This window comes from Duganella flavida, assembly GCF_009857445.1.
GTDB lineage: Bacteria > Pseudomonadota > Gammaproteobacteria > Burkholderiales > Burkholderiaceae_D > Rugamonas > Rugamonas flavida.
In genome coordinates, this window is the sequence record NZ_WWCN01000005.1 from 288,358 (window position 1) to 308,797 (window position 20,440).

Genomic DNA, 20,440 nt, shown 5'->3' on the forward strand with positions numbered 1-20,440 from the left:
CAGCAAAAAAAATATTGGTGCTGAGAGTAACCGAAATTGGCCGAACTCGCCGGGCAGCGGCAAAAAGAGCATTTTAACAAAGCAAGGGCCTGACTTGGTGCGCCACGCCACCTGTACTTTTGCAATCCCGGACAGAACGTTTGGCAAACGGGAAAATTTGGTAATCCTTTTGAAGCTACTCATAATCGGTTATCTACGCTAATGATGCGGAGATGCAAGATGAGTAATCAAAGCCATACGTATCACTCTGTTCTCTTCATCGATGCCGGTGTGGCGGGTGCCGCCACACTAGCAGAGGGTGTTTCGGATGATGTACTTGTGGTTAAACTGGTTTCATGGCGCAACGGCGTGGAGCAGATCGCCACCGTGCTGCGCAACTACCAGGACCTCGATAGCATCCAGATTGTCTCGCACGGTGCGGAAGGCCAGCTCCAGCTCGGCAACACGGTATTGGACCAGGCCGGCCTGGCGCGCTATGCCGATGCGCTGCGAGAGTGGGGCGCTGCGCTGCGCGACGGCGGCGACTTGCTGCTGTACGGCTGCGATGTGGCGCAGGGTACGGCCGGGCAGGACTTTGTCGATGCGCTGTCGACCGCCAGCGGCGCCGACGTCGCCGCTTCCACCGACCTTACCGGCGCGCACGGCAACTGGGACCTGGAATACCAGCACGGCACCATCGAAACCGCCTCGGTGCTCAGCACCGCCGCCGAGCAGGCGTTTGCGGGCGACCTGGCGCTGGTCAACGGCGGCGCCAGCGGCACCTTCACCTTCGGCACCAGCAGCGATGTCACCCTGCTCAATTCCACCGGGCTGGCAGCCGGCGCGGTGGTGCACCTCAATAATGTGCTGGGCACCGGGCTGGACTTGTACACCCAAAGCACCAACGGCGGCGGCGTGGTGGTGGTCAACGCCAACGGCACCAGTGTGCTGGGCGTGCAGGTCACCGATGACCGCCTGACCGTCAACGGTTCGCTGCTGTCGCCGGTCAGCTATGTCGACTTGCGCGCCAACAGTGGCGTGTTCGATATGCTCAGCCTGAATCTCGGCAGCGGCAGCCTGGTCGGCAACCTGCTGGGCACCGTCATCTTCACGGTGTATGCGCTGGATGCCAACTACCAGCCGACCGGCGTTGGCGTCTCGCTGACCAGTCTGGTGGTGAACGAGTACGGCTTGCTGAATTTTGCCTCGATGGCCGATTTCAAGGGCATCTACGGCATCCGCATCGTCAATCCGCTGGGCTTCGAGGTGGCCATCGACGACGTCACGGTGGCCAATGGCCGTGTGGCCAATAGCATCACTTCGGCCGCCTACAACGCCAACACCGGCGTGCTGGCCCTGACGGCGGTGGGCATCCGTGCCGGCGACGCCATCGATCCGAGCAAACTGACCGTCACCGGCGCCAACGGCGCCACCTACACCCTGACCTCGGCGGTGGTGAGCGCCTCCAGCACCACGGCGGCGTCGATCACGCTGAACGCGGCCGACGCGCTGGCCATCAACGGCCTGCTCAACAACAACGGCAGCAGCAGCGTTGACGGCACCAGCTTCAATATCGCGGCGGCGGCCAACTGGGACAGCAATCTCAGCAACGGCATCGACATGACCGGCAACCCGATCACTGTCTCCAGCGTGCAACTGCCGACCATTAGCTCGGCCAGCTACAACGCCGGCACCCATGTGCTGACCGTGACCGGCGCCAACCTGGTCGGCATTATCGGTGGCAGCAACGACATCACCGTCGCCAAACTGAGCCTCAAGGGCGAGGGCGGCGTCTCGCGCGTGCTCAGCACCACTGGCAATGTGGACGTCAGCAGCGCCACCTCGTTCTCGGTCACGCTGTCGGGCGCCGACATTGCAGCGGTGGAAGCCCTGCTCAACAAGAATGGCACCATCTCGGCCGGCGGCACCACTTACCAGCTGGTGGCCGGCGACGACTGGAACAGCGTGATCGGCAACGCCAACACGGCGGTGGCCGGCGTCGGCGTGGCGGTCACCAACACCACCAACAGCGCACCCACCATCACCGGCGCGGCGGCCGGCGCCGTCAACGACAACGCCACCATCAAGCCCTTCAGCGGTGTGACGGTGGCCGATGTCAACGGCGACAACGTCAGCATGACCATCAGCTTCAACAGCGCCAATGGCACGCTGAGCGGCACCGGCCTGTCCGGCAGCAATGGCAGCTACACGCTGAGCGCGACCACGCCGGCCACCCTGACCACGCAGCTGAAGGCGCTGACCTTTACCCCCACTGCCAACCAGGCCGCCGTTGGCGTCGGCATTGCCACCACCTTCACGCTGACCGCAACCGATGCGCTGGGTGCATCCAGTGGCAGCAATAGCTCCACCGTGGTCACTGCGACCTCGGTCAACGATGCGCCGGTGCTGAGCGGCACGGCGGCGGCGCAGAGCGTGACAGCGGGCGGTACGCTGCATCCGTTCTCCGGCATCAGCCTGAGCGATCCGGACGTCGGTGCGGTGGTGATCGTCACCATCACGCCGGACAGTGCGGCCAAGGGCGTGTTCACGCCGGCTTCGCTGAGCGCATCCGGCTTTGTCACGCTGGACGGCGGCGTCAGCTACACGCTGGCGCTGGCGGCGCCGGGCGCGGCGCAGACTGCGCTGCAAACCCTGGTGTTCCAGAGTACGGCGGGCTTGAACGCCACCACCACCTTCACGGTCAGTATCAACGATGGCAGCGTCATTGTCAGCAACAGCGCCACCACGGTGGTGTCGGCCTCGCCCAGCAGCACCACTGCGCTTAGTGTCGCCTTCTCGGCCGACACCGGCACCAGCAGCAGCGACCTGATCACCAAGACTGCCGCCCAGACCATCAGCGGCACCCTGAGCGCCGGCCTGGCCAGCGGCGAAGCGGTGCAAGTCTCGCTCGACAACGGCAGTACCTGGACCACCGTCAGCACCAGCGTTGGCAGCAGCAGCTGGTCGCTGGCCGGCCAGACCCTGAGCGGTTCCGGTACGCTGCAGGTGCGCGTCACCAATCCTGGCGGCAGCAGCACGCCGCTCAGTGCCAGCTACACGCTCGACACCACCGCGCCGTCCAACACCAGCACCAGCGTGAGCTTCTCGGCCGACACCGGCGCCAGCAGCACCGACCTGATCACCAAGACGGCGGCCCAGACCATCAGCGGCATGCTGAACACCACCCTGGCGGGCGACGAGCATGTGGAAGTCTCGCTCAACAACGGCAGCACCTGGGCCACGGCCAGCGCCAGCGGCACCTCCTGGAGCCTGGCCGGCCAGACCCTCACCGGCAGCAACACGCTGCAAGTGCGGGTGGTGGACACGGCCGGCAACATCGGCAGCGCCACCAGCACCGCCTACGTGCTGGACACCACCGCGCCGACTGTCGCCATGACCACTAGCGTCAGCGCGCTGAAGAGCGGCGAAACGGCCATCGTCACGCTGACCTTCAGCGAAACGCCGGACGGCGCCACCCTCAGCCTGTCCGACCTGAACGCCACCGGCGGCACGCTGGCCAACCTGACGGCCACCGCCAATCCGCGCGTCTACACGGTGGAGTTCACGCCCAACAGCGGCTTGAGCGGCCTGGCCGGCAACGTCACGCTGACGGCGGCCAGCTACACCGACCTGGCCGGCAACACCGGCGCCGGCGCCACCTCGGCCAGTATTACCATCAACACACTGGGCCCGAGCGTACTGATCACCAGCGATGCGGCGACCCTGAAAAGCGGCGAGACGTCCAACATCACGTTTACCTTCAGCAGCGCGCCAAGCGGCTTCACGGCCGGCGACATCGTTGCCAGCGGCGGTACGATCAGCGGCCTGACCAGCCTTGGCGGCGGCGTCTACAGCGCCGTGTTCACGCCCGGCAGCAATGTCACGGCGGCGGCCTCGATCACGGTGACCGGCGGCAGCTATACGGACAGCTTCGGCAATGCCGGCGGCGGCGGCGTCACGCCGGTGATCGCGGTCGACACGCGCGCGCCCACGCTGGCCATCACCAGCAACGTTTCCGCCGTCAAGGATGGCGATACGGCCGCCATCACCTTCACCTTCAGCGAAACGCCGCTGGGCTTTACCTCCGGCGATGTGAATGTCAGCGGCGGTAGCTTGAGCGGCTTCACGGTGACCGCCAATCCGCTGGTGTACACGGCGGTGTTCACGCCGGCGTCGGGCGTCAACAGCGGCTCGGCTAGCATCACGGTTAGCAGCGGCAGCTACACCGACCTGGCCGGCAATAGCGGCACGGCCGGCACCACGCCGTCGATCAGCATCGACACGCAGGCGCCCACCACCATCGGCACCGGCTTCAGCTTCTCGGCAGACACCGGCGCCAGCAGCACCGACCTGATTACCAGGACTGCCGCGCAAACCGTCAGCGGCTCGCTGAGCGCGGCGCTGGTGGCAGGCGAAACGGTGCAAGTCTCGCTCGATCACGGCACCACCTGGACCAACGCCACGGCCAGCACCGGCGCCACCAGCTGGAGCCTGAGCGGCCGCACCCTGAGCGGCAGTGACACCGTACAAGTGCGCGTCAACGACGCTGCCGGCAACCACGGCGCGGCCTTCGGCGCAGCCTATGTGCTCGACACCACGGCGCCCACGGTCAGCGTCACCAGCGACCTGTCTGCACTCAAGGCCGGCGACACCGCCACCCTGACCTTCACCTTCAGCGAAACGCCGTACAACTTTACCGCCTCGTCGCTGACGGTCACCGGCGGCACCGTTAGCGGGCTGGCGGCCACCGCCAATCCGCTGGTGTACACCGCGCTCTACACGCCGACTGCCGGCCAGGCCGGCGTTACCGGCACCGCGCAAGTCAACGCTGGCGGCTACACCGACGCTGCCGGCAACAACGGCACGGTCAGCGCGGCAGTGCCGATCAGCATCAACACCACGCTGCCGTCGCTGGTCATCACCAGCAACGACCTCGCGCTCAAGAGCGGCGAGGCAGCCACGCTGACCTTCACCTTCAGCACGCCGCCGACCGGCTTTACCGCGGCCGACATCAACTACAGCAACGGCACCCTGAGCGGCTTTACCGTCACCGCCAATCCGCTGGTGTACACGGCGCTATTCACGCCGGACGTCAACCTGGCTTCCGGCAGCGCCGGGATCAGCGTCGGCGCCGGCGCCTACAGCGATGCCTTTGGCAACAGCGGCAGCGGCGCCAGTGCGCCCGCCATCAGCATCGATACGCTGGCGCCCACGGTCGCCATCACCAGCAATGTCGGCGCGGTCAAGGCCGGTGAAACGGCCACCGTCACCTTCACCTTCAGCGAGCAGCCGGTGGGCTTCACGGCATCCGACGTGGTCACCACCGGCGGCGTGCTGAGCGGGCTGGCGCCGACCGCCAATCCGCTGGTCTACAGCGCCACTTTCACGCCCACCGCCGGCATCCAGAACACGGCGGCCAGCATCACTGTCGCCAGCGGCGCCTTCACCGACCTGGCCGGCAACGCGGCCACCGCCGCGCTGACGCCGCCGATCGCCATCGACACCCTGCCGCCGGCCGCCATCGGCAGTTCGGTGCTGTTCTCGGCCGACAACGGCAGCAGCGCCACCGACCTGGTGACCAACGCCAGCAGCCAGACCATCAGCGGCACGCTGGTCGGTGTGCTGGGCAGCGGCGAAACGGTGGAAGTGTCGCTCGACAACGGCGCCACCTGGACCAACGCCACCGGCAGCGGCAGCGCCTGGACCCTCACCGGCCAGAACCTGACCGCCAGCGACACCCTCAAAGTGCGCGTCACCGACGCCGCCGGCAACCACGGCGCCACCTACTCGGTGGCCTATGTGCTCGATACCACGCCGCCCACGGTCAGCATCAGCAGCAGCGCCAGCGCGGTCAAGGCCGGCGAGACGGCCACCATTACCTTCACCTTCAATGAAGCGCCGTCCGGCTTCGACCTGAGCGACATCAGCGCCGGTAGCGGCACGCTCAGCGGCCTGACTGCCACCAGCAATCCGCTGGTGTACACCGCCACCTACACGCCGCTGCCTGGGCAGGACGGCGTCAGCGATGCCGTGACGGTTGCCGCCGGCAGCTACACCGACAAGGCCGGCAATGCCGGCGCGGGCGCATCGTCTGGCACGATTGCGGTGGATACGGTGGCGCCCACCACCACCGGCGCCAGCGTGGTGTTCTCTGCCGATACCGGCAGCAGCGGCGCCGACCTGATCACCAACACGGCGGCGCAAAACCTCAGCGGCACCCTCAGCGCCAATCTGCAAAGCGGCGAGACGGTGGAAATCTCGCTCAACGGCGGTAGCAGCTGGATCACCGCCACCGGCAGCGCCGGCAGCGCCAGCTGGTCGCTGTCCGGCCAGACCCTCAGCAGCGGCGCCGGGCACACGGTGCAAGTGCGCGTCAGCGACGCCGCCGGCAACCACGGCTCGCCGTTCAGCGCCGGCTACACGCTGGATAGCTCGCCGCCGACGCTGGTCATCAGCACCAGCAAGACGGTGCTCAACAGTGCCGACGCGCCCATCATCACCTTCACCTTCAGCGAAGCGCCGACCGGCTTCAGCGCCAGCAGCGTGAACGTTACGGGCGGCACGCTGACCGGCTTCAGCGCCACCGCCAATCCGCTGGTGTACACCGCCGTGTTCACGCCGACTGCCGGCCAGAGCGCCGGGGTGGCTGCGATCTCGGTCGCGCCCGGCGCTTACACCGACACCGCCGGCAACGGCGGCTTCGGCGCGTCGGCGCCGTCGATCTCCTATGCGACGGTGGCGCCCGGTGTGGCCATCCTCAGCGACGTCAGCATGCTGAAGGCGGGCGACACCGCCAACATCACCTTCAAGTTCAGTAGCGCGCCGGTCGGCTTCACCCTGGGCGATGTGACGGTGAGCGGCGGCACGCTGTCCAGCTTTGCCGCCACCGCCGATCCGCTGGTGTACACCGCCGTGCTCTCGCCGACTAATGGCGTGGCCGCTGGCAGCGGCGCGGTCAGCATTGCCAATGGCACCTTCACGGACAGTCTTGGCAACGCCGGCGTGGGCGGTGCCATGACCGCCATCAGCATCGATACGCTGGCGCCGACGCTGAGCATCAGCAGCAGCGCCAGTTCGCTCAACAGCAGCGGCACGGCGGTGATCACCTTCACCTTCAGTGAGCCGCCGGCGGCGTTCAGCCTGGGCGACATCAGCGCCACCAACGGCACCCTTAGCGGCTTGGTGCAGACCGCTAATCCGCTGGTGTACACGGCAGTGCTTACGCCAGCCGCCAATGTCGCGGCGGCCACGGCGGTGGTGACGGTGGCGGCTGGTGCTTATGCCGATGTGGCCGGCAACGGCGGCGCGGCCAGCAATTCGCCCGGCATCAGCATTGACACGCTGGCGCCGGCGCTGGCCGGCAGCAGCTTGCTGTTCTCGTCCGACACCGGCGCCAGCAGCACTGACCTGATCACCAAGGTTGCCGCGCAAACCCTGGCCGGCACGCTGGGCGGCGGCGTGCTGGCAGTTGGCGACGTGGTCGAAGTGTCGCTCAACAACGGCAGTAGCTGGACTACTGCCGCATCCGCCACCGGCGGCAGCTCGTGGGCGCTGACCGGCCAGACCCTGACCTCGACCGGGACAGTGCAAGTGCGGGTCAGCGACAGCAACGGCAACCACGGCACGGTCTCCACCTACAACTATGTGCTGGACACCACGCCGCCGACGGTGGCCATCAGCAGCGACAGCAGCACCCTCAAGGCTGGCCAGAGTGCCACCATCAGTTTCACCTTCAGCGAAGCGCCGTCCGGCTTCACGGTCGGCGACCTGATCGCCAGCGGCGGCACCCTGAGCGGCTTTGCCGCCACCGCCAACCCGCTGGTGTACACCGTGGTGCTGACGCCGACGCCGGGCTACAACGGCAGTGCCAGCGTCACGCTGGGTAACGGCCTGTACACCGATATCGCCGGCAACCTGGGCAGCGGCGGCAGTGCGCCGGCCATCAGCGTCGATACGCAGGCGCCAACACTATCGATCACCAGCAGCGCCAGTGCGCTCAAGGTGGGTGAGACGGCCGTCATTACCTTCACCTTCAGCGATGCACCGGCGGCCTTCGTGCTGGGCAATATCACGGCCAGCTACGGCGCCCTGAGCGGGCTGGCGGCCACCGCCAATCCGCTGGTCTATACCGCGCTGTATACGCCGACGGCCGGCACTGCTGCTGCCAGCGAATCGATCAGCGTGGCCGGCAGCGTGTATGCCGATGCGGCGGGCAACCTCGGCAGCACGGTCAGCAGTGCACCGATCGCCATCGATACGCTGGCGCCGACCACCGGCGGGGCGGCGGTCAGCTTCTCGGCCGACCATGGCGCCAGCGGCACAGACTTGATCACCAACGCGGCCACCCAAATCATCAGCGGTACGCTGGACGCGCCATTGGTGGCAGGTGAGGTGGTGCAAGTGTCGCTGAACAACGGCGCCAGCTGGCTGAGCGCCATTGCCAGCGGTCCGTCCAGCTGGGCACTGACGCCGCAATCGCTGGGCGGCAGCGGCAACTTGCTGGTGCGCGTCAGCGACGCCGCCGGCAACGCCGGCTCGGTTTTTAGTGCCGCCTATGTGCTGGACCTGGTGGCGCCGACCATGGCAGTCACCAGCAGCGCCACCGCGCTCAAGGCGGGCGAATCGGCCACGCTGACCTTTACCTTCAGCGAAGCGCCGAGCGGCTTTACTGTCTCCGACCTGGTGGCCGTCAACGGCACCCTGAGCGGCTTCATCGCCACCGCCAATCCGTTGGTCTACACGGTGCTGCTGACGCCCAATGCCGGCCTGGCCGGCGGCAGCGCCGGCGTGACGCTGGCGCCGGGGCTGTACACCGACCTCGCCGGCAATGCCGGCGGTAGCGCCAGCTCGCCGCTGGTCACAGTCGATACCGCACCGCCGGTGCTCAGCATGACCAGCAGCGCGGCCAACCTGAAGATCGGCGAATCGGCCGTCATCACCTTCAGTTTCAGCGAAGCGCCGGTCGGTTTCACCTTTAGTGACATCAGCGTTGCTGGCGGCACCCTGAGCGGCTTTGGCCTGACCGCCAATCCGCTGGTGTACACCGCGCTGTTCACGCCGACGCCGGGCGTGGCCTCGGGCAGCGGCAGCATCAGCGTGCTGGCCGGTCAATTCTTCGACGCCGCCGGCAACCCGGCGGCGCTGGCCACACTACCCACCATCAACTACAGCACGCTGGCGCCCGGCACCGGCTCGGCCAGCGTGCAGTTCAGCAGCGATACCGGTGTGAGCGGCGACCTGGTCACCAGCGTGGCGCTGCAAAATATCAGCGGCACGCTGAACGCCAACCTGCAAACCGGCGAGCTGGTCGAGGTGTCGCTCGATAACGGCGTCAACTGGGTGACGGCGGCCAGTACAGTAGGTTCCACGCTGTGGGCACTGGCGCCCACGGTGCTGGGCGGCAGCGGCGTGCTGCAAGTGCGCGTGACCGACGCTGCCGGCAACCACGGCGTCGCCAGCGCGAAAGCCTATGTGCTGGATACTACGGCGCCGGGCGCCACCTTCAGCTCCAACCTCAGCAGCATGAAGGCGGGCGATATCGGCACGCTGACCATCAGCTTCAGCGAAGTGCCGACCGGCTTTACGTTTGCTGACCTGATCGCCACCGGCGTCACGCTCGATGCCGCCAGCTTTGGCGCCACCGCCAACCCGCTGGTGTACACGGTGCAGTTCTCGCCGATCTTCAACTTCAGTGGCGCCGGCAGTGTCTCGCTGGGCGCCGGCAGCTACACCGACCTGGCCGGCAACCTGGGCTCGGCTGCTGCCAGCGCCAGCGTCAGTATCGATGCTACCCCGCCAAGCATGGTGATCAGCAGTAGCGTGTCGGCCTTGAAGGCCGGCGAGACGGCCGTGATTACCTTCACCTTCAGCGAGGCGCCGCTCGGCTTTGCGGTGGGCGATGTGACGGCGGTCGGCGGCACCCTGAGCGGCTTTACGGCCACCGCCAATCCGCTGGTGTACACCGTGGTGTTCACGCCGACGCCGGGCAGCGCCGGCGGCGCCGCCTCGATCAGCGTGGCTCCCAACGTCTACAGCGACAGCGCCGGCAATGCCGGCCTGGGCGGCAGCACGCCAACGCTTAGCTATGACACGCTGGCGCCGCTGTCGGCCGCCACCGGCACGCCGCGCTTCTCCGCCGATACCGGCAGCAGCGGCACCGACCTGATTACCTCGGTGGCCGGGCAAACCGTCAGCGGCACGCTGACTGCGCCGCTGGCCAGCGGCGAGACGGTACAAGTCTCGTTCGACGACGGTGCTACCTGGACGGCTGCCAGCGTCACCACGGTCTCCGGCGTTACCACCTGGAGCCTGGCGCACACGCTGACCGCCAGCGGCGTGATGCGGGTGCGGGTGATGGATACGGCCGGCAACCACAGCACCGAAACCGTCACGCCGTACGCCTACGATGCGTCGCCGCCGACGGTCACCATCAGCAGCAGCGCGGCAGTGGCCAACGGCGTCGCACCGACCACGCTGACGCTGACCTTCTCGGAAATCCCGAATGGCCTCACGCTGGGCATGATCAGCGCCACCGGCGGCACGCTCGGCAACCTGCAGCCGACCAGCGATCCCAAGGTGTACACGGTGGACTACACGCCCGTTGCCGGGACGGCCAGCGGCACGGTCGCGATTACCATCAGCGGCGCCTACACCGACACCGCCGGCAACACCGGCAGCAGCGGTTCGCTGGCCTCGCTGGCGATCGACACGCTGGCGCCGTCGGCGACGGCGGGCGGCGTGTCGTTCTCCGCCGATACCGGCACCGCTGGTGACCTGATCACCAACGTGGCGACGCAAACCCTGAGCGGCAACCTGAGCGCGCCGCTGGTAGCCGGCGACGTGGTGCAAATCTCGCTCGACAACGGCATCAGCTGGAGCACGGTGCCGACCTCGGTCGGCGCCACCAGCTGGAGTGTCAGCAAAACCCTGTCCGGCAGCGGCACGCTGAAGGTGCGCGTGATCGATGCTGCCGGCAATGCCAGCACCGCCTATGCCGCCAACTACACCGTGGACACCACGGCGCCAACGATCACGCTGGCCAACAGCGGCGGTGCGGTGCAGCAGGGCGGCCACGCCACCATCACGCTGACACTGAGCGACCCAGGCGTGCTGACTGCGGCCGACCTGGTGGTGACCGGCGGCGTGATCACCAGTTTTACCGGCAGCGGCAGCAGCTACACCGTGGTCATCACGCCGCCGACCAACAGCACCACGCCGATTACCGTCAATCTCGGCGGCGGCCACTTCAGCGATGCGGCGGGCAATACCAACACCGCTGCCGCGCCGCTGGTGGTGACGGTGGATACCAATCCGCCGCCGGTGGCCGATACTGGCTCGCCGACGCTGGTGGATGGCGTAGTGATCCACACGGTGATGGGCACCGACAGCCGCACCGGCCTGGCCACCCGCACGGTGACGGTGCCGACCATCACCAGCGCGCGGCCGGAAGACACCAGCACCAGCCATGCCCACCTGGCCGATATCCCGCTTGGCATCGTCGCCAACGGTACGCTGCCGGCCACCAGCCTGACGGTGAGCGTGCCGGTCGGCGTCGGTTTTGCAGCGTCGGGACCGGCGTTGCTGCTGGACGGCGCGCAGGCGCAGATTGACCTGATCGGCCGCATCGACGACCAAACGGTGCCGGGCCAGGCCACGCGCGCAGCGATGGAAGCGCAGGCGCGCGAATTCCTCGCCAGCCTGGAGAACGGCACCCACTTGCAGCACGCCACACTGACGCTGGACGGGCAAGCCGGCAGCCCTGATGCGGTGCTGATCATCAACGGCGCCGCCGTGGCCGCGCATGACGTGGCCACCCCGGTCGCCCACGCCGAGGCGGCCGCGCCGGGCGACGGCACCGCCATCGCACTGGTGGTCGATGCGCGCAAGCTACCGCTAAATATCGGCCTGGAGCTGGATGATGTGCACTTTGCCGCCATCATCGGCGCCGCCAATGTGCAGGGGGGCGCTGGCGCCAACTTCTTCATTGGCGATGATGCAGCGCAGCGCATCTGGCTCAGCACCGGCAGCGACAACGACACCTTGTACGGCAACGGCGGTAACGACATCCTGGCCACGGCCGGCGGCAACGACTACCTGCACGGCGGCGACGGCAACGACAGCCTGGCCGGCGGCGGCGGCAACGACCAGCTGCTCGGTGGTGATGGCAACGACCTCCTGCAGGGCGGCCGCAGCGATAGCGGCCAATGGCAATTCTTCCTCAAGGACGGCAAGGTGGTGGCGCAGCACCAGCTGGTGCTGGCTGGCGCCGGCGTCACGGAAACGGTGACGGCGGCCGAGCTGGACGCCAGCCAGAAGCTGCTGACTTTCATCCAGGGCAAGGCGGCCTGGCTGGAAGATCTCTCGCTGCTATACCACACCGCGTTCGACCGCGCGCCGGACCTGCCGGGCCTGAATGACTGGGCGGCGCGAGAAGTCTCGCTGCAGCAGCAGGCGGAGCGCATGCTGTGGTCGGATGAAGCGCTGGGCAGCATCATGAAGCTCGACAACCACGCTTATGTGGCAACCCTGCTGCACAACAGCCTGGGTGTGGCGCCGGCCGAGAGCGCGCCGGCCTCGTATGTGGCGCGGCTTGATGCGGCCCCGGTGGGCGATGTGGCGGCGCGCGCCAGCGTGTTTGCCGATATCGCCATGACGGCCGCGCACCGCGCCTTCTGGATAGGCGACGCCGGCGCACCGCTGGGCACGGAGGTGCTGACGCAGGAGCAGGGCTGGATCCTGAATTCCGGCGACGACCGTCTGGAAGGCGGCGCCGGCTCCGATTTGCTGGTCGGCGGCGATGGCATCGATACGGTGGTCTACAGCGACAACGCTGCGGCCTACAGCCTGGCCCTGAACCGCAGCGGCGACGTCATGATCGTCGATGCGGCCGGTGCGGCCGACACCTTGCGCCAGATCGAGCTAGGCGAGTTTAACGGCGCCAAGCTGGACCTGCGCTTCACCCAGACGCCGACCGCCAAGCTGCAGGAAATCGGCATGCTGTACCAGATGACGCTGGACCGCGCCGGCGACTTTGACGGCTTTGTGAGCTGGATCAACAGCGGCCGCGACGGCGCGAGCCTGGCCGACGGTTTCCTGATGTCGACCGAATTCCAGCAGCATTATGGCGCGCTGGACAACCAGGCCTTCGTCAACCTGCTGTACCACAACGTCACCGATCACGACGCCGACAGCGCCACGCTGGCCAAGTGGGACGGCTATCTGGCCAGCCATAGCCGCACCGATCTGGTGTCCTTGCTGGCGCAGGATGTGACGCTGGTTGGCGGCCAGTACGGCGTCCATGGGCTGGGGCTGATCGGTAACTTGTAGCCTGACATTCTGGCGCGCGCGAAAACGGTTTTGCTGAAGGAGAAACTCGACAATAGCGCGAAAAGCGTGTGCATAATGGAATGGAGTTCCTGAAAAGGAGTGCGCCATCCTCGCCCTGACGACAACTGAGCAAACCAGGCCCGGCATCCTGATCGTCGACGACGAGCGGGAGGAATTGCGCTTCCTGACCGATTTGCTGCGCCGCCAGTTGTACCACGTGCGCAGCGCCGGCGACGGCATGGCCGGCTACCAGGCCGCGCTGGCCTCGCCGCCGGACCTGATCCTGCTCGACGTCTGCATGCCGGGACTGGACGGCTTTGCCGCCTGCCGCCTGTTGAAAGCCAATCCCGCCACGCGTTCCATCCCGGTGATTTTCCTGAGTGCGCTCGATGAGCCGGACGAACGGGTGGCCGGGCTGGCCATGGGCGGCGTGGATTTCGTCGCCAAGCCTTATCATCCGGCGGAAGTGTTTGCGCGGGTGCGCATCCACCTGGAGCTGGCCGGCTTGCGCAAAGCTGCTGCTACGCCAGTACCGGCGCCGCTGCCGGCGGCGCATGATCCGGATGAAGTGGTGGCTGCCGCCGCCATGCGCCTGATCGACGACAACCTCGGCGCGGCGCTGACGCTGGCCGGTATTGCGCGTTCGCTCGGCACCCACGAAAAGCGCTTGTCGCAAGCGTTCCGCCGCCACATCGGCACCACGGTGTTCGGCTATCTTGGCGAGGCGCGCATCCGGCGTGGGCAGCAGCTGCTCAGCGATACCGACATGAGCGTGCAGCAGATCGCCGAGCAGACCGGCTTCCGCAGCGCGGCCAATTTTGCCACGGCCTTCCGCGAGCAGTTGGCGGCCACGCCGACCGCTTATCGCCAGGCCATACGGCAGCAGGCGGTCCACCCGTGAGCCGCAAAGACCTCGACCCCAATCACATCCGCGCCCGTTTGCTGGCGGCCCTCAATCACGACCTGCGCGCGCCGCTGGCGCGCATCGCCACCGGCGCCAGCACCGGCTTTATCGACCTGGGGGCGCTGGAATTCGAAGCACGCCGCCAGCTGGAATGGCTGTCCGATTTGCAGGAATGCGCACGCTTCGAGCTGCAGGCGCCGGAACTGGCGCTGGCCCCGGCCTACCTGCATGCGCTGATGCGCCACATCTCGCACGACGGCGGCGGGCTGCCAGCGCTGGCCATGCTCGATGCCAAGCGCCTGGCGCAAGTGCTGGCGCGCTTGCGCGAGCATGTCGGCGGCCAGTTGTCGCTACAGGCGAGGCGACTGCGCGGCGAGGTGGAGATGACGTTCGTGGCCGGTCAGCCGGATGGCCCGTGGAGCGATGTAACGGCCTCGCTGGACGACGATCGCATCCTGCCCGGGGTGATGGTGGCGGCGCATCTGGTTCGCGCCATGGGTGGCGTTTTGCAGCAGAGCGGCGACGCCCTGCGCTTCACTATGCGTGCACCGCTGGCCGAGGAAGAAGATGCGTTGCCGCCGACGCCGCACTTCGACTGGCCGGAGCCGTTCGGCAGCGGCCATGCAATTTTGCTGCTGGAGCCGCACCAGCCGATGCAGGATTATCTGAGCGAGATTCTGGAGAGCGCGGAATTTGATGTGCAGTACGAGCCGGGCGACCGCGATCCCTCGCTGATCCTGTGCGCCGACGAAAGCGTGTGGGATATCTGGCCGCGCGAGGAAGCGCCGCCGGTGCTGCTGCATACGCTGCTGCCGCCCGAGCGGCCCAGCGATTTTATTGAGGTGATGTACAAACCGGCGCCGGCGGCCATGCTGTTATCGGCCTTGCGCCGGCGGCTGGAAATCAGGTACTGAGCAGGTTATTGAGTTTACCGCCGGTGACGCGTTCGATGCCGGCCAGGTCCTGCCAGCTTTGCACTTCGTCGTAACCCGCTTCCGAGAGCAGCGCGCGCACGGCGGCCGATTGATCGTAGCCATGCTCCATCAGCAGCCAGCCTTGCGGCTTCAGATGCTGCGGCGCGCCGGCGATGATGATGCGCAGCGCCGACAAACCATCCGCGTGGTCGGTCAGTGCGCCCACTGGTTCGTAGCGCAAATCCCCTTCCGACAAATGGCAGTCGTCGCTGGCGATATAGGGTGGATTGGAGGCGATGACGTCGAACGGCGCAGCGCCTTGCAGCGCGGCGTACCAGTCGCTTTGCAGGAAGGTGACGCGGGCGCCGTTGTTGGCGGCGTTGCGCTGGGCGACGGCCAGTGCATCCGGGCTGACATCCAACGCGGTGACGTCAGCGTCCTTGCGCGTGTGCGCCAGCGAGACGGCGATGGCGCCGCTGCCGGTGCCCATGTCCAGCACGCGGCCTTGTGCCGGTAGGCGGTCCAGCGTCAGCTCGACCAGCAGTTCGGTGTCGGGACGCGGGATCAGCACCGCATCATTGACTTCAAACGGCAGGCCGAAAAATTCGCGCTGGCCGACGATGTAGGCGATCGGTTCGCCGTCCAAGCGGCGCTGCGCCAGCGCGTTAAAACGTTGCGACTCTTCTGCTGTCAGCACGCGTTCCGACTGCGTGATCAGCGCGATGCGGTTGACGCCCAGCGCGTGGCACAGCAGCACGCGGTTATCCAGCGCATCGAGCTTCGATTGCTTTTGCAGGGAGGCGATGGTGTCGGTCATTTTACGCGGCGGATCAGCACCCAGCCCAGCGCCAGCGTGAACAGGCCAAACCACAGGAAGGACCACTGCGGAATCGACAGGCCAAACCACGGCGCCAGCGCGTCTTCACACAGGCCGTCGGCCTGGAACAGGAAGGGCAGGTAGGTCGCGGTCGGGATTTTGTTGAGGAAGGTCTCCATCGGATCGATACCGCACGACAGGCCCGGATGCGCCAGCACCCACAGGTGTTTGCCGGCGGTGCCCAAGCCGCCCAATGCCGCCAGCAGGCCAACGCCAGCCAGTGCTTTCGGCTTGCTGGTATAAGCGCCGATCAGCGCGAACACGCCGATGGCGATGAACAGGTAGCGCTGGATCACGCACAGCGGGCAAGGCAGCATATCAAGGCCGTGCTGCAAATACAGGGCGACGCCGATCAGGCCAAACGCGGCGACAGCGATGGAGAGCAGCAGGGAGCGGGTATGTATCATGTGAGTGTCCTTGGAAGAATCGGAAGATTCTCGCACAAAGTTGTTATTTCAGCCTTAGGCTCCGATTAATCGCCCAAGGCAGCTAACAATTCCGCTTGGTGCTCGGTGGTCAGCGCGTTGGTCAGTTCCGTCAGGTCGCCGTCCATGATGAAATCGAGCTTGTACAAGGTCAGGTTGATGCGGTGGTCGGTCATGCGGCCTTGCGGGTAGTTGTAGGTGCGGATGCGTTCACTGCGGTCGCCGGAGCCGATCAGGGACTTGCGCGTCGCCGCTTCCTTGGCCTGCTGTTCGCGCAGCTGCACGTCCTTGATGCGGGTGGCCAGCACCTTCATCGCCTGCGCCTTGTTCTTGTGCTGCGAGCGGTCGTCCTGGCATTCGACCACGATGCCGGTCGGCAGGTGGGTGATGCGGACGGCGGAATCGGTCTTGTTAATGTGCTGGCCACCGGCGCCTGATGCGCGGTAGGTATCGATGCGCAGCTCGGACGGATTGATGTTCACGTCCTCTACTTCATCGGCTTCCGGCATCACTGCCACGGTGCAGGCGGAGGTGTGGATGCGGCCCTGTGTTTCAGTGGCCGGCACGCGCTGCACGCGATGGCCGCCCGATTCGAATTTCAGTTTTGAGTAGACGCCGTTGCCGACCAGGCGCACGATCACCTCGCGGTAGCCGCCCAGGTCCGACGAGGATTCCGACACCATCTCCACCTGCCAGCGATTGCGTTCTGCGTAGCGGGTGTACATGCGCAGCAGGTCGCCCGCAAACAAGGCCGATTCGTCGCCGCCGGTGCCGGCGCGGATTTCGAGGAAGATGTTGCGCTCGTCGTTGACGTCCTTCGGCAGCAGCATTTTTTGCAGCGCCAGATCCAGTTCGGCGGTGCGGGTTTTGGCGGCTTCGATTTCTTCCTGCGCGAATTCCTTCATGTCCGGATCGGACAGCATTTCTTCAGCGGCGGCGATGTCGCCCAGCGCTTCCTGATAGGACTTGTAGACTGCCACCAGCGGACCGATTTCGGCGTGCTCGCGGGTCATCTTGCGGTAGCTGTCCATGTTATCGGTGGCGCCTTCGGACATCAGCAATTCATCGAGTTCGACCAGGCGGTTTGCCAGTTGATCAAGCTTGGCCAGCATGGATGGTTTCATAGCGTGTTCTTAAAAAGTGAGACATGTGCCGCGCAGGTGGCGGCGGAGAGAGGGCAGAGCGGAGGAGGCGGGACCGCTAACGGCGGCCGCGGAACATCTGTGGCAGCAGTTCTGCCAATTGGGCGCGTTCCTCGCCCTGCGCGCGGTGCAGCGCTTGCTGCGGGCCGTGCATGAACTTTGCGGTCAGGCCCTTGGACAGGGCTTCCAGCACGGCGTCGATATCTTCGCCCTTGGCCAGCATCTTGCGGGCGCGTTCCAGTTCCAGCAGGCGCAGTGCTTCGCCGTTTTCCTGCAGGTGCTGGATCACCGGCACCACGGCGCGGTCGTCGATCCAGTGCATGAACGATTGCACGCGGGTTTCAATAATCGCTTCGGCCTGCGCGACGGCGGCCTGGCGGTTTTCGAGCCCGGTTTGTACCACCTTGCCCAAGTCGTCGACCGTGTACAGGAAGGCGTCATTCAGGCGGCCGACTTCCGGTTCGATATCACGCGGCACGGCCAGATCGACCATGAACATTGGCTTGTGGCGGCGGGCCTTGACGGCGCGTTCCACCATCCCGAGGCCGATCAGCGGCAGCGAGGAAGCGGTGCAGGAAATCACGATGTCGTACTGGTGCAGCTTGTCCTGCAAATCGGCGAGGCGGATGGCGCGGCCGCCGAAGCGGTGGGCCAGCACTTCGCCGCGTTCCAGCGTGCGGTTGGCGATGGTGATGGATTTCGGATTCTGCGCCGCGAAGTGGGTGGCGCACAATTCGATCATCTCGCCGGCGCCGATGAACAGCACGTTCTGCTCAGAGATCTTGTCGAAGATGCGCTGCGACAGGCGCACTGCGGCAGCGGCCATCGACACGCTGTGGGCGCCGATTTCGGTAGTGCTGCGGACTTCTTTCGCGACCGAGAAGGAACGCTGGAATAGCTGGTGCAGATAGGTACCGAGGCCGCCCACTTCATCGGCGGTGCGGATGGCGTCCTTGATCTGGCCGAGGATCTGCGTTTCGCCCAGCACCATCGAATCGAGCCCGGAGGCGACGCGGAAGGTGTGGCGCACGGCGTCGTGCTGCGGCAGCATGTACAGGTGCGGACGCAGTTCGGCGTAGTTCAGCTTATGGAAATCGGCGAGGAAATGGGCGCCGGCGTCGAGCGGGTCGGGCACGGTGCTGGCGGCGTACAACTCGGTGCGGTTGCAGGTCGAGAGAATGGCCGCTTCGTCGGAACCACGATGGTCGATGCGTTCAAACCACGAGCGCGCCGCCATCACCGCCTGCCCCAGCTGCTCAGGGGCGAACGCCAGCTGCTCGCGCAGCGAGACCGGAGCAGTGGTGTGATTGAGGCCGACGGCAAGCAGCTGCATTTCGGGTCCAGACATTAATTATGCGGACATTATACCGTGATGTCCTGATGTTGCCCGGCGGACTGCCTAAAGCTATAGCAGCGGGATTGGCCGAATCAGGCGCCGAGCTTTTCGAGGCGGTAGCCGTAGCTGTAGACCGGCACCAGGCGGAAGCCATTTTCTGGTTTTAATTGCAATTTGTTGCGGACGCGGGAGACGTGGGTATCCATGGTGCGCGAGGGGACGGCGGTCTCGCGTATCCATACGGCTTCATGGATGTAGGCGCGCGACAGGGGGCGGCCGATGTTGCGGAAAAATAACAGGGCGAGGTAGAACTCTTTGTGCGTGACGTCCAGCACGGTGCCATCCATCAGCAAGCGGCCGGGCCGTGTCTCGAAGATGTATTGGCCGAACTGCAGCGACTCGGCGCCGTTTTGCGCCGGATAGGCACGGCGCAGCAGGGCTTGCACGCGGGCCACCATCTCGCTACGGCGCAGCGGTTTGATCATGTAATCATCGGCGCCGGCGGCCAGCCCGGCCACGATGTCGTCCTCGCCGGAACTGGTGGTCAGGAACAGCACGGGAGCATTTTCCGGCAGCTTTTCCTTGGCGCGGCGCAAGACTTCGCTGCCGCTCAGGTCGACTACCTGCCAGTCGAGGATCAGCATGTCATAGCTGTCCTTGCGCAGTTGCGCCAGCACGTCTTTGGCAGTCTGGAAACTATGGCAGATGTGGCCGGCCGAAGTCAGCACCTGGCAAATCAAGTCGGCTTGGCTGCGATCGTTGTCGAGTACGGCAATTCTCATACTGCTGCCTGAAGGAAAATGTTAAGGAGAAGTCACTCCAAATATAACAGAGATTTACAAAACAATTAGCAAAACGGCCAATTTATTTTTTTCTGGATACTAACATTAATTTTCTGGCAATTCTTGTTTTCCCAGTGCGCAGCCGTATATTGATTACACGGTACACTGGAAAAACGCTGAATTCAATGCAGAAGTTGAAAAATGGCAAGAATGCCCAGTGCGGGCCGGGAGCAGATATGAGCAGCAAAAAAGACACAAATTGGACCATGGTGCCGGGCTCGCAAGGTGACATAGCCGCCGTGCGCGAACGCTGCCGTCAGCTGGTGCGGCGCCGGGCGATGGTGTCGGCCGGCATGTCGGCAGTGCCGATTCCGGGGCTGGATGTGGTGACCGACCTACGCCTGTTTGCGTTGCTAATTGACGATATTAATCAGGAATTCGGCCTGTCCGAACAGCAAATCGGCCGCTTGCAGCCTAAATTCCGCCTGATCGCCTACGAAGCGGCATTAGGTGTCGGCGGCATGCTGATCGGCAAACTGGTGACGCGGGAGGTAGTGATGCAGTTGTTGCGCAAGACCGGCATGAAGTCGGTGGCGCGGCAGGCGAGCAAGCTGGTGCCGCTGGCCGGGCAGCTGGCCTCGGCCGGGATCGGCTTTTTGGCCTTCCGCCAGATCGGCTACCAGCACGTGGAAGCCTGCGCCAGGGTGGCGCAGGAGCTGGTGACGGCTGGCGTGCACCGCCAGCCTGCTTAAAAC

At 65.7% G+C, this 20,440-nt stretch carries 9 protein-coding genes; 4 read left to right on the forward strand and 5 right to left on the reverse strand.

Annotated features, from left to right (window positions below; translation table 11 throughout):
• Positions 1–219 precede the first annotated feature (219 nt).
• The 3 genes from GTP46_RS10115 to GTP46_RS10125 all read left to right on the forward strand — a co-directional run bounded on the left by GTP46_RS10115 (position 220) and on the right by GTP46_RS10125 (position 15,123).
• A complete protein-coding gene (locus tag GTP46_RS10115) occupies positions 220–13,305 on the forward strand; it encodes an Ig-like domain-containing protein (RefSeq protein ID WP_161006495.1) in 13,086 nt (4,361 codons plus the stop codon).
• Positions 13,306–13,456: 151 nt separating this feature from the next.
• A complete protein-coding gene (locus GTP46_RS10120) occupies positions 13,457–14,206 on the forward strand; it encodes a response regulator transcription factor (protein ID WP_371869623.1) in 750 nt (249 codons plus the stop codon).
• Entirely contained in the window at positions 14,203–15,123 is a 921-nt protein-coding gene (locus GTP46_RS10125; RefSeq protein ID WP_161006496.1) for a histidine kinase, read from the forward strand. Before GTP46_RS10120 ends, GTP46_RS10125 begins: the two co-directional genes overlap by 4 nt.
• On the opposite strand, the gene prmC is transcribed toward GTP46_RS10125, so the two are convergent.
• From prmC to GTP46_RS10150, 5 genes are all read right to left on the reverse strand, one after another.
• On the reverse strand, positions 15,113–15,940 hold the full coding sequence (gene prmC / locus GTP46_RS10130; protein ID WP_161006497.1) for a peptide chain release factor N(5)-glutamine methyltransferase: 828 nt from the start codon (positions 15,938–15,940) through the stop codon (positions 15,113–15,115). The two genes, GTP46_RS10125 and prmC, sit on opposite strands and share 11 nt — an antisense overlap.
• The gene (locus GTP46_RS10135) at positions 15,937–16,407 is read right to left on the reverse strand and encodes a disulfide bond formation protein B (protein ID WP_161006498.1); all 471 of its coding nucleotides are present in this window, start codon (positions 16,405–16,407) and stop codon (positions 15,937–15,939) included. The genes prmC and GTP46_RS10135 overlap by 4 nt, the downstream gene beginning before the upstream one ends.
• 65 nt (positions 16,408–16,472) lie before the next feature.
• A complete protein-coding gene (prfA, locus tag GTP46_RS10140; protein WP_161006499.1) occupies positions 16,473–17,549 on the reverse strand; it encodes a peptide chain release factor 1 in 1,077 nt (358 codons plus the stop codon).
• Positions 17,550–17,625: 76 nt separating this feature from the next.
• The gene (gene hemA / locus GTP46_RS10145) at positions 17,626–18,900 is read right to left on the reverse strand and encodes a glutamyl-tRNA reductase (protein WP_161006599.1); all 1,275 of its coding nucleotides are present in this window, start codon (positions 18,898–18,900) and stop codon (positions 17,626–17,628) included.
• A 95-nt stretch (positions 18,901–18,995) separates the two neighbouring features.
• On the reverse strand, positions 18,996–19,685 hold the full coding sequence (locus tag GTP46_RS10150; RefSeq protein WP_161006500.1) for a response regulator transcription factor: 690 nt from the start codon (positions 19,683–19,685) through the stop codon (positions 18,996–18,998).
• 236 nt (positions 19,686–19,921) lie between these two features.
• Between GTP46_RS10150 and GTP46_RS10155 the strand changes: the two genes are divergently transcribed.
• A complete protein-coding gene (locus tag GTP46_RS10155) occupies positions 19,922–20,437 on the forward strand; it encodes a hypothetical protein (RefSeq protein ID WP_161006501.1) in 516 nt (171 codons plus the stop codon).
• The last annotated feature ends 3 nt before the right edge of the window (positions 20,438–20,440 follow it).

Coding starts and splice junctions, on each gene's coding strand:
- GTP46_RS10115 (WP_161006495.1), top strand. CDS start 220: ATGAGTAATCAAAGCCATACGTATCACTCTGTTCTCTTCATCGATGCC.
- prmC (WP_161006497.1), bottom strand. CDS start 15,940: ATGACCGACACCATCGCCTCCCTGCAAAAGCAATCGAAGCTCGATGCG.
- GTP46_RS10135 (WP_161006498.1), bottom strand. CDS start 16,407: ATGATACATACCCGCTCCCTGCTGCTCTCCATCGCTGTCGCCGCGTTT.
- prfA (WP_161006499.1), bottom strand. CDS start 17,549: ATGAAACCATCCATGCTGGCCAAGCTTGATCAACTGGCAAACCGCCTG.
- hemA (WP_161006599.1), bottom strand. CDS start 18,900: ATGCAGCTGCTTGCCGTCGGCCTCAATCACACCACTGCTCCGGTCTCG.
- GTP46_RS10150 (WP_161006500.1), bottom strand. CDS start 19,685: ATGAGAATTGCCGTACTCGACAACGATCGCAGCCAAGCCGACTTGATT.
- GTP46_RS10155 (WP_161006501.1), top strand. CDS start 19,922: ATGAGCAGCAAAAAAGACACAAATTGGACCATGGTGCCGGGCTCGCAA.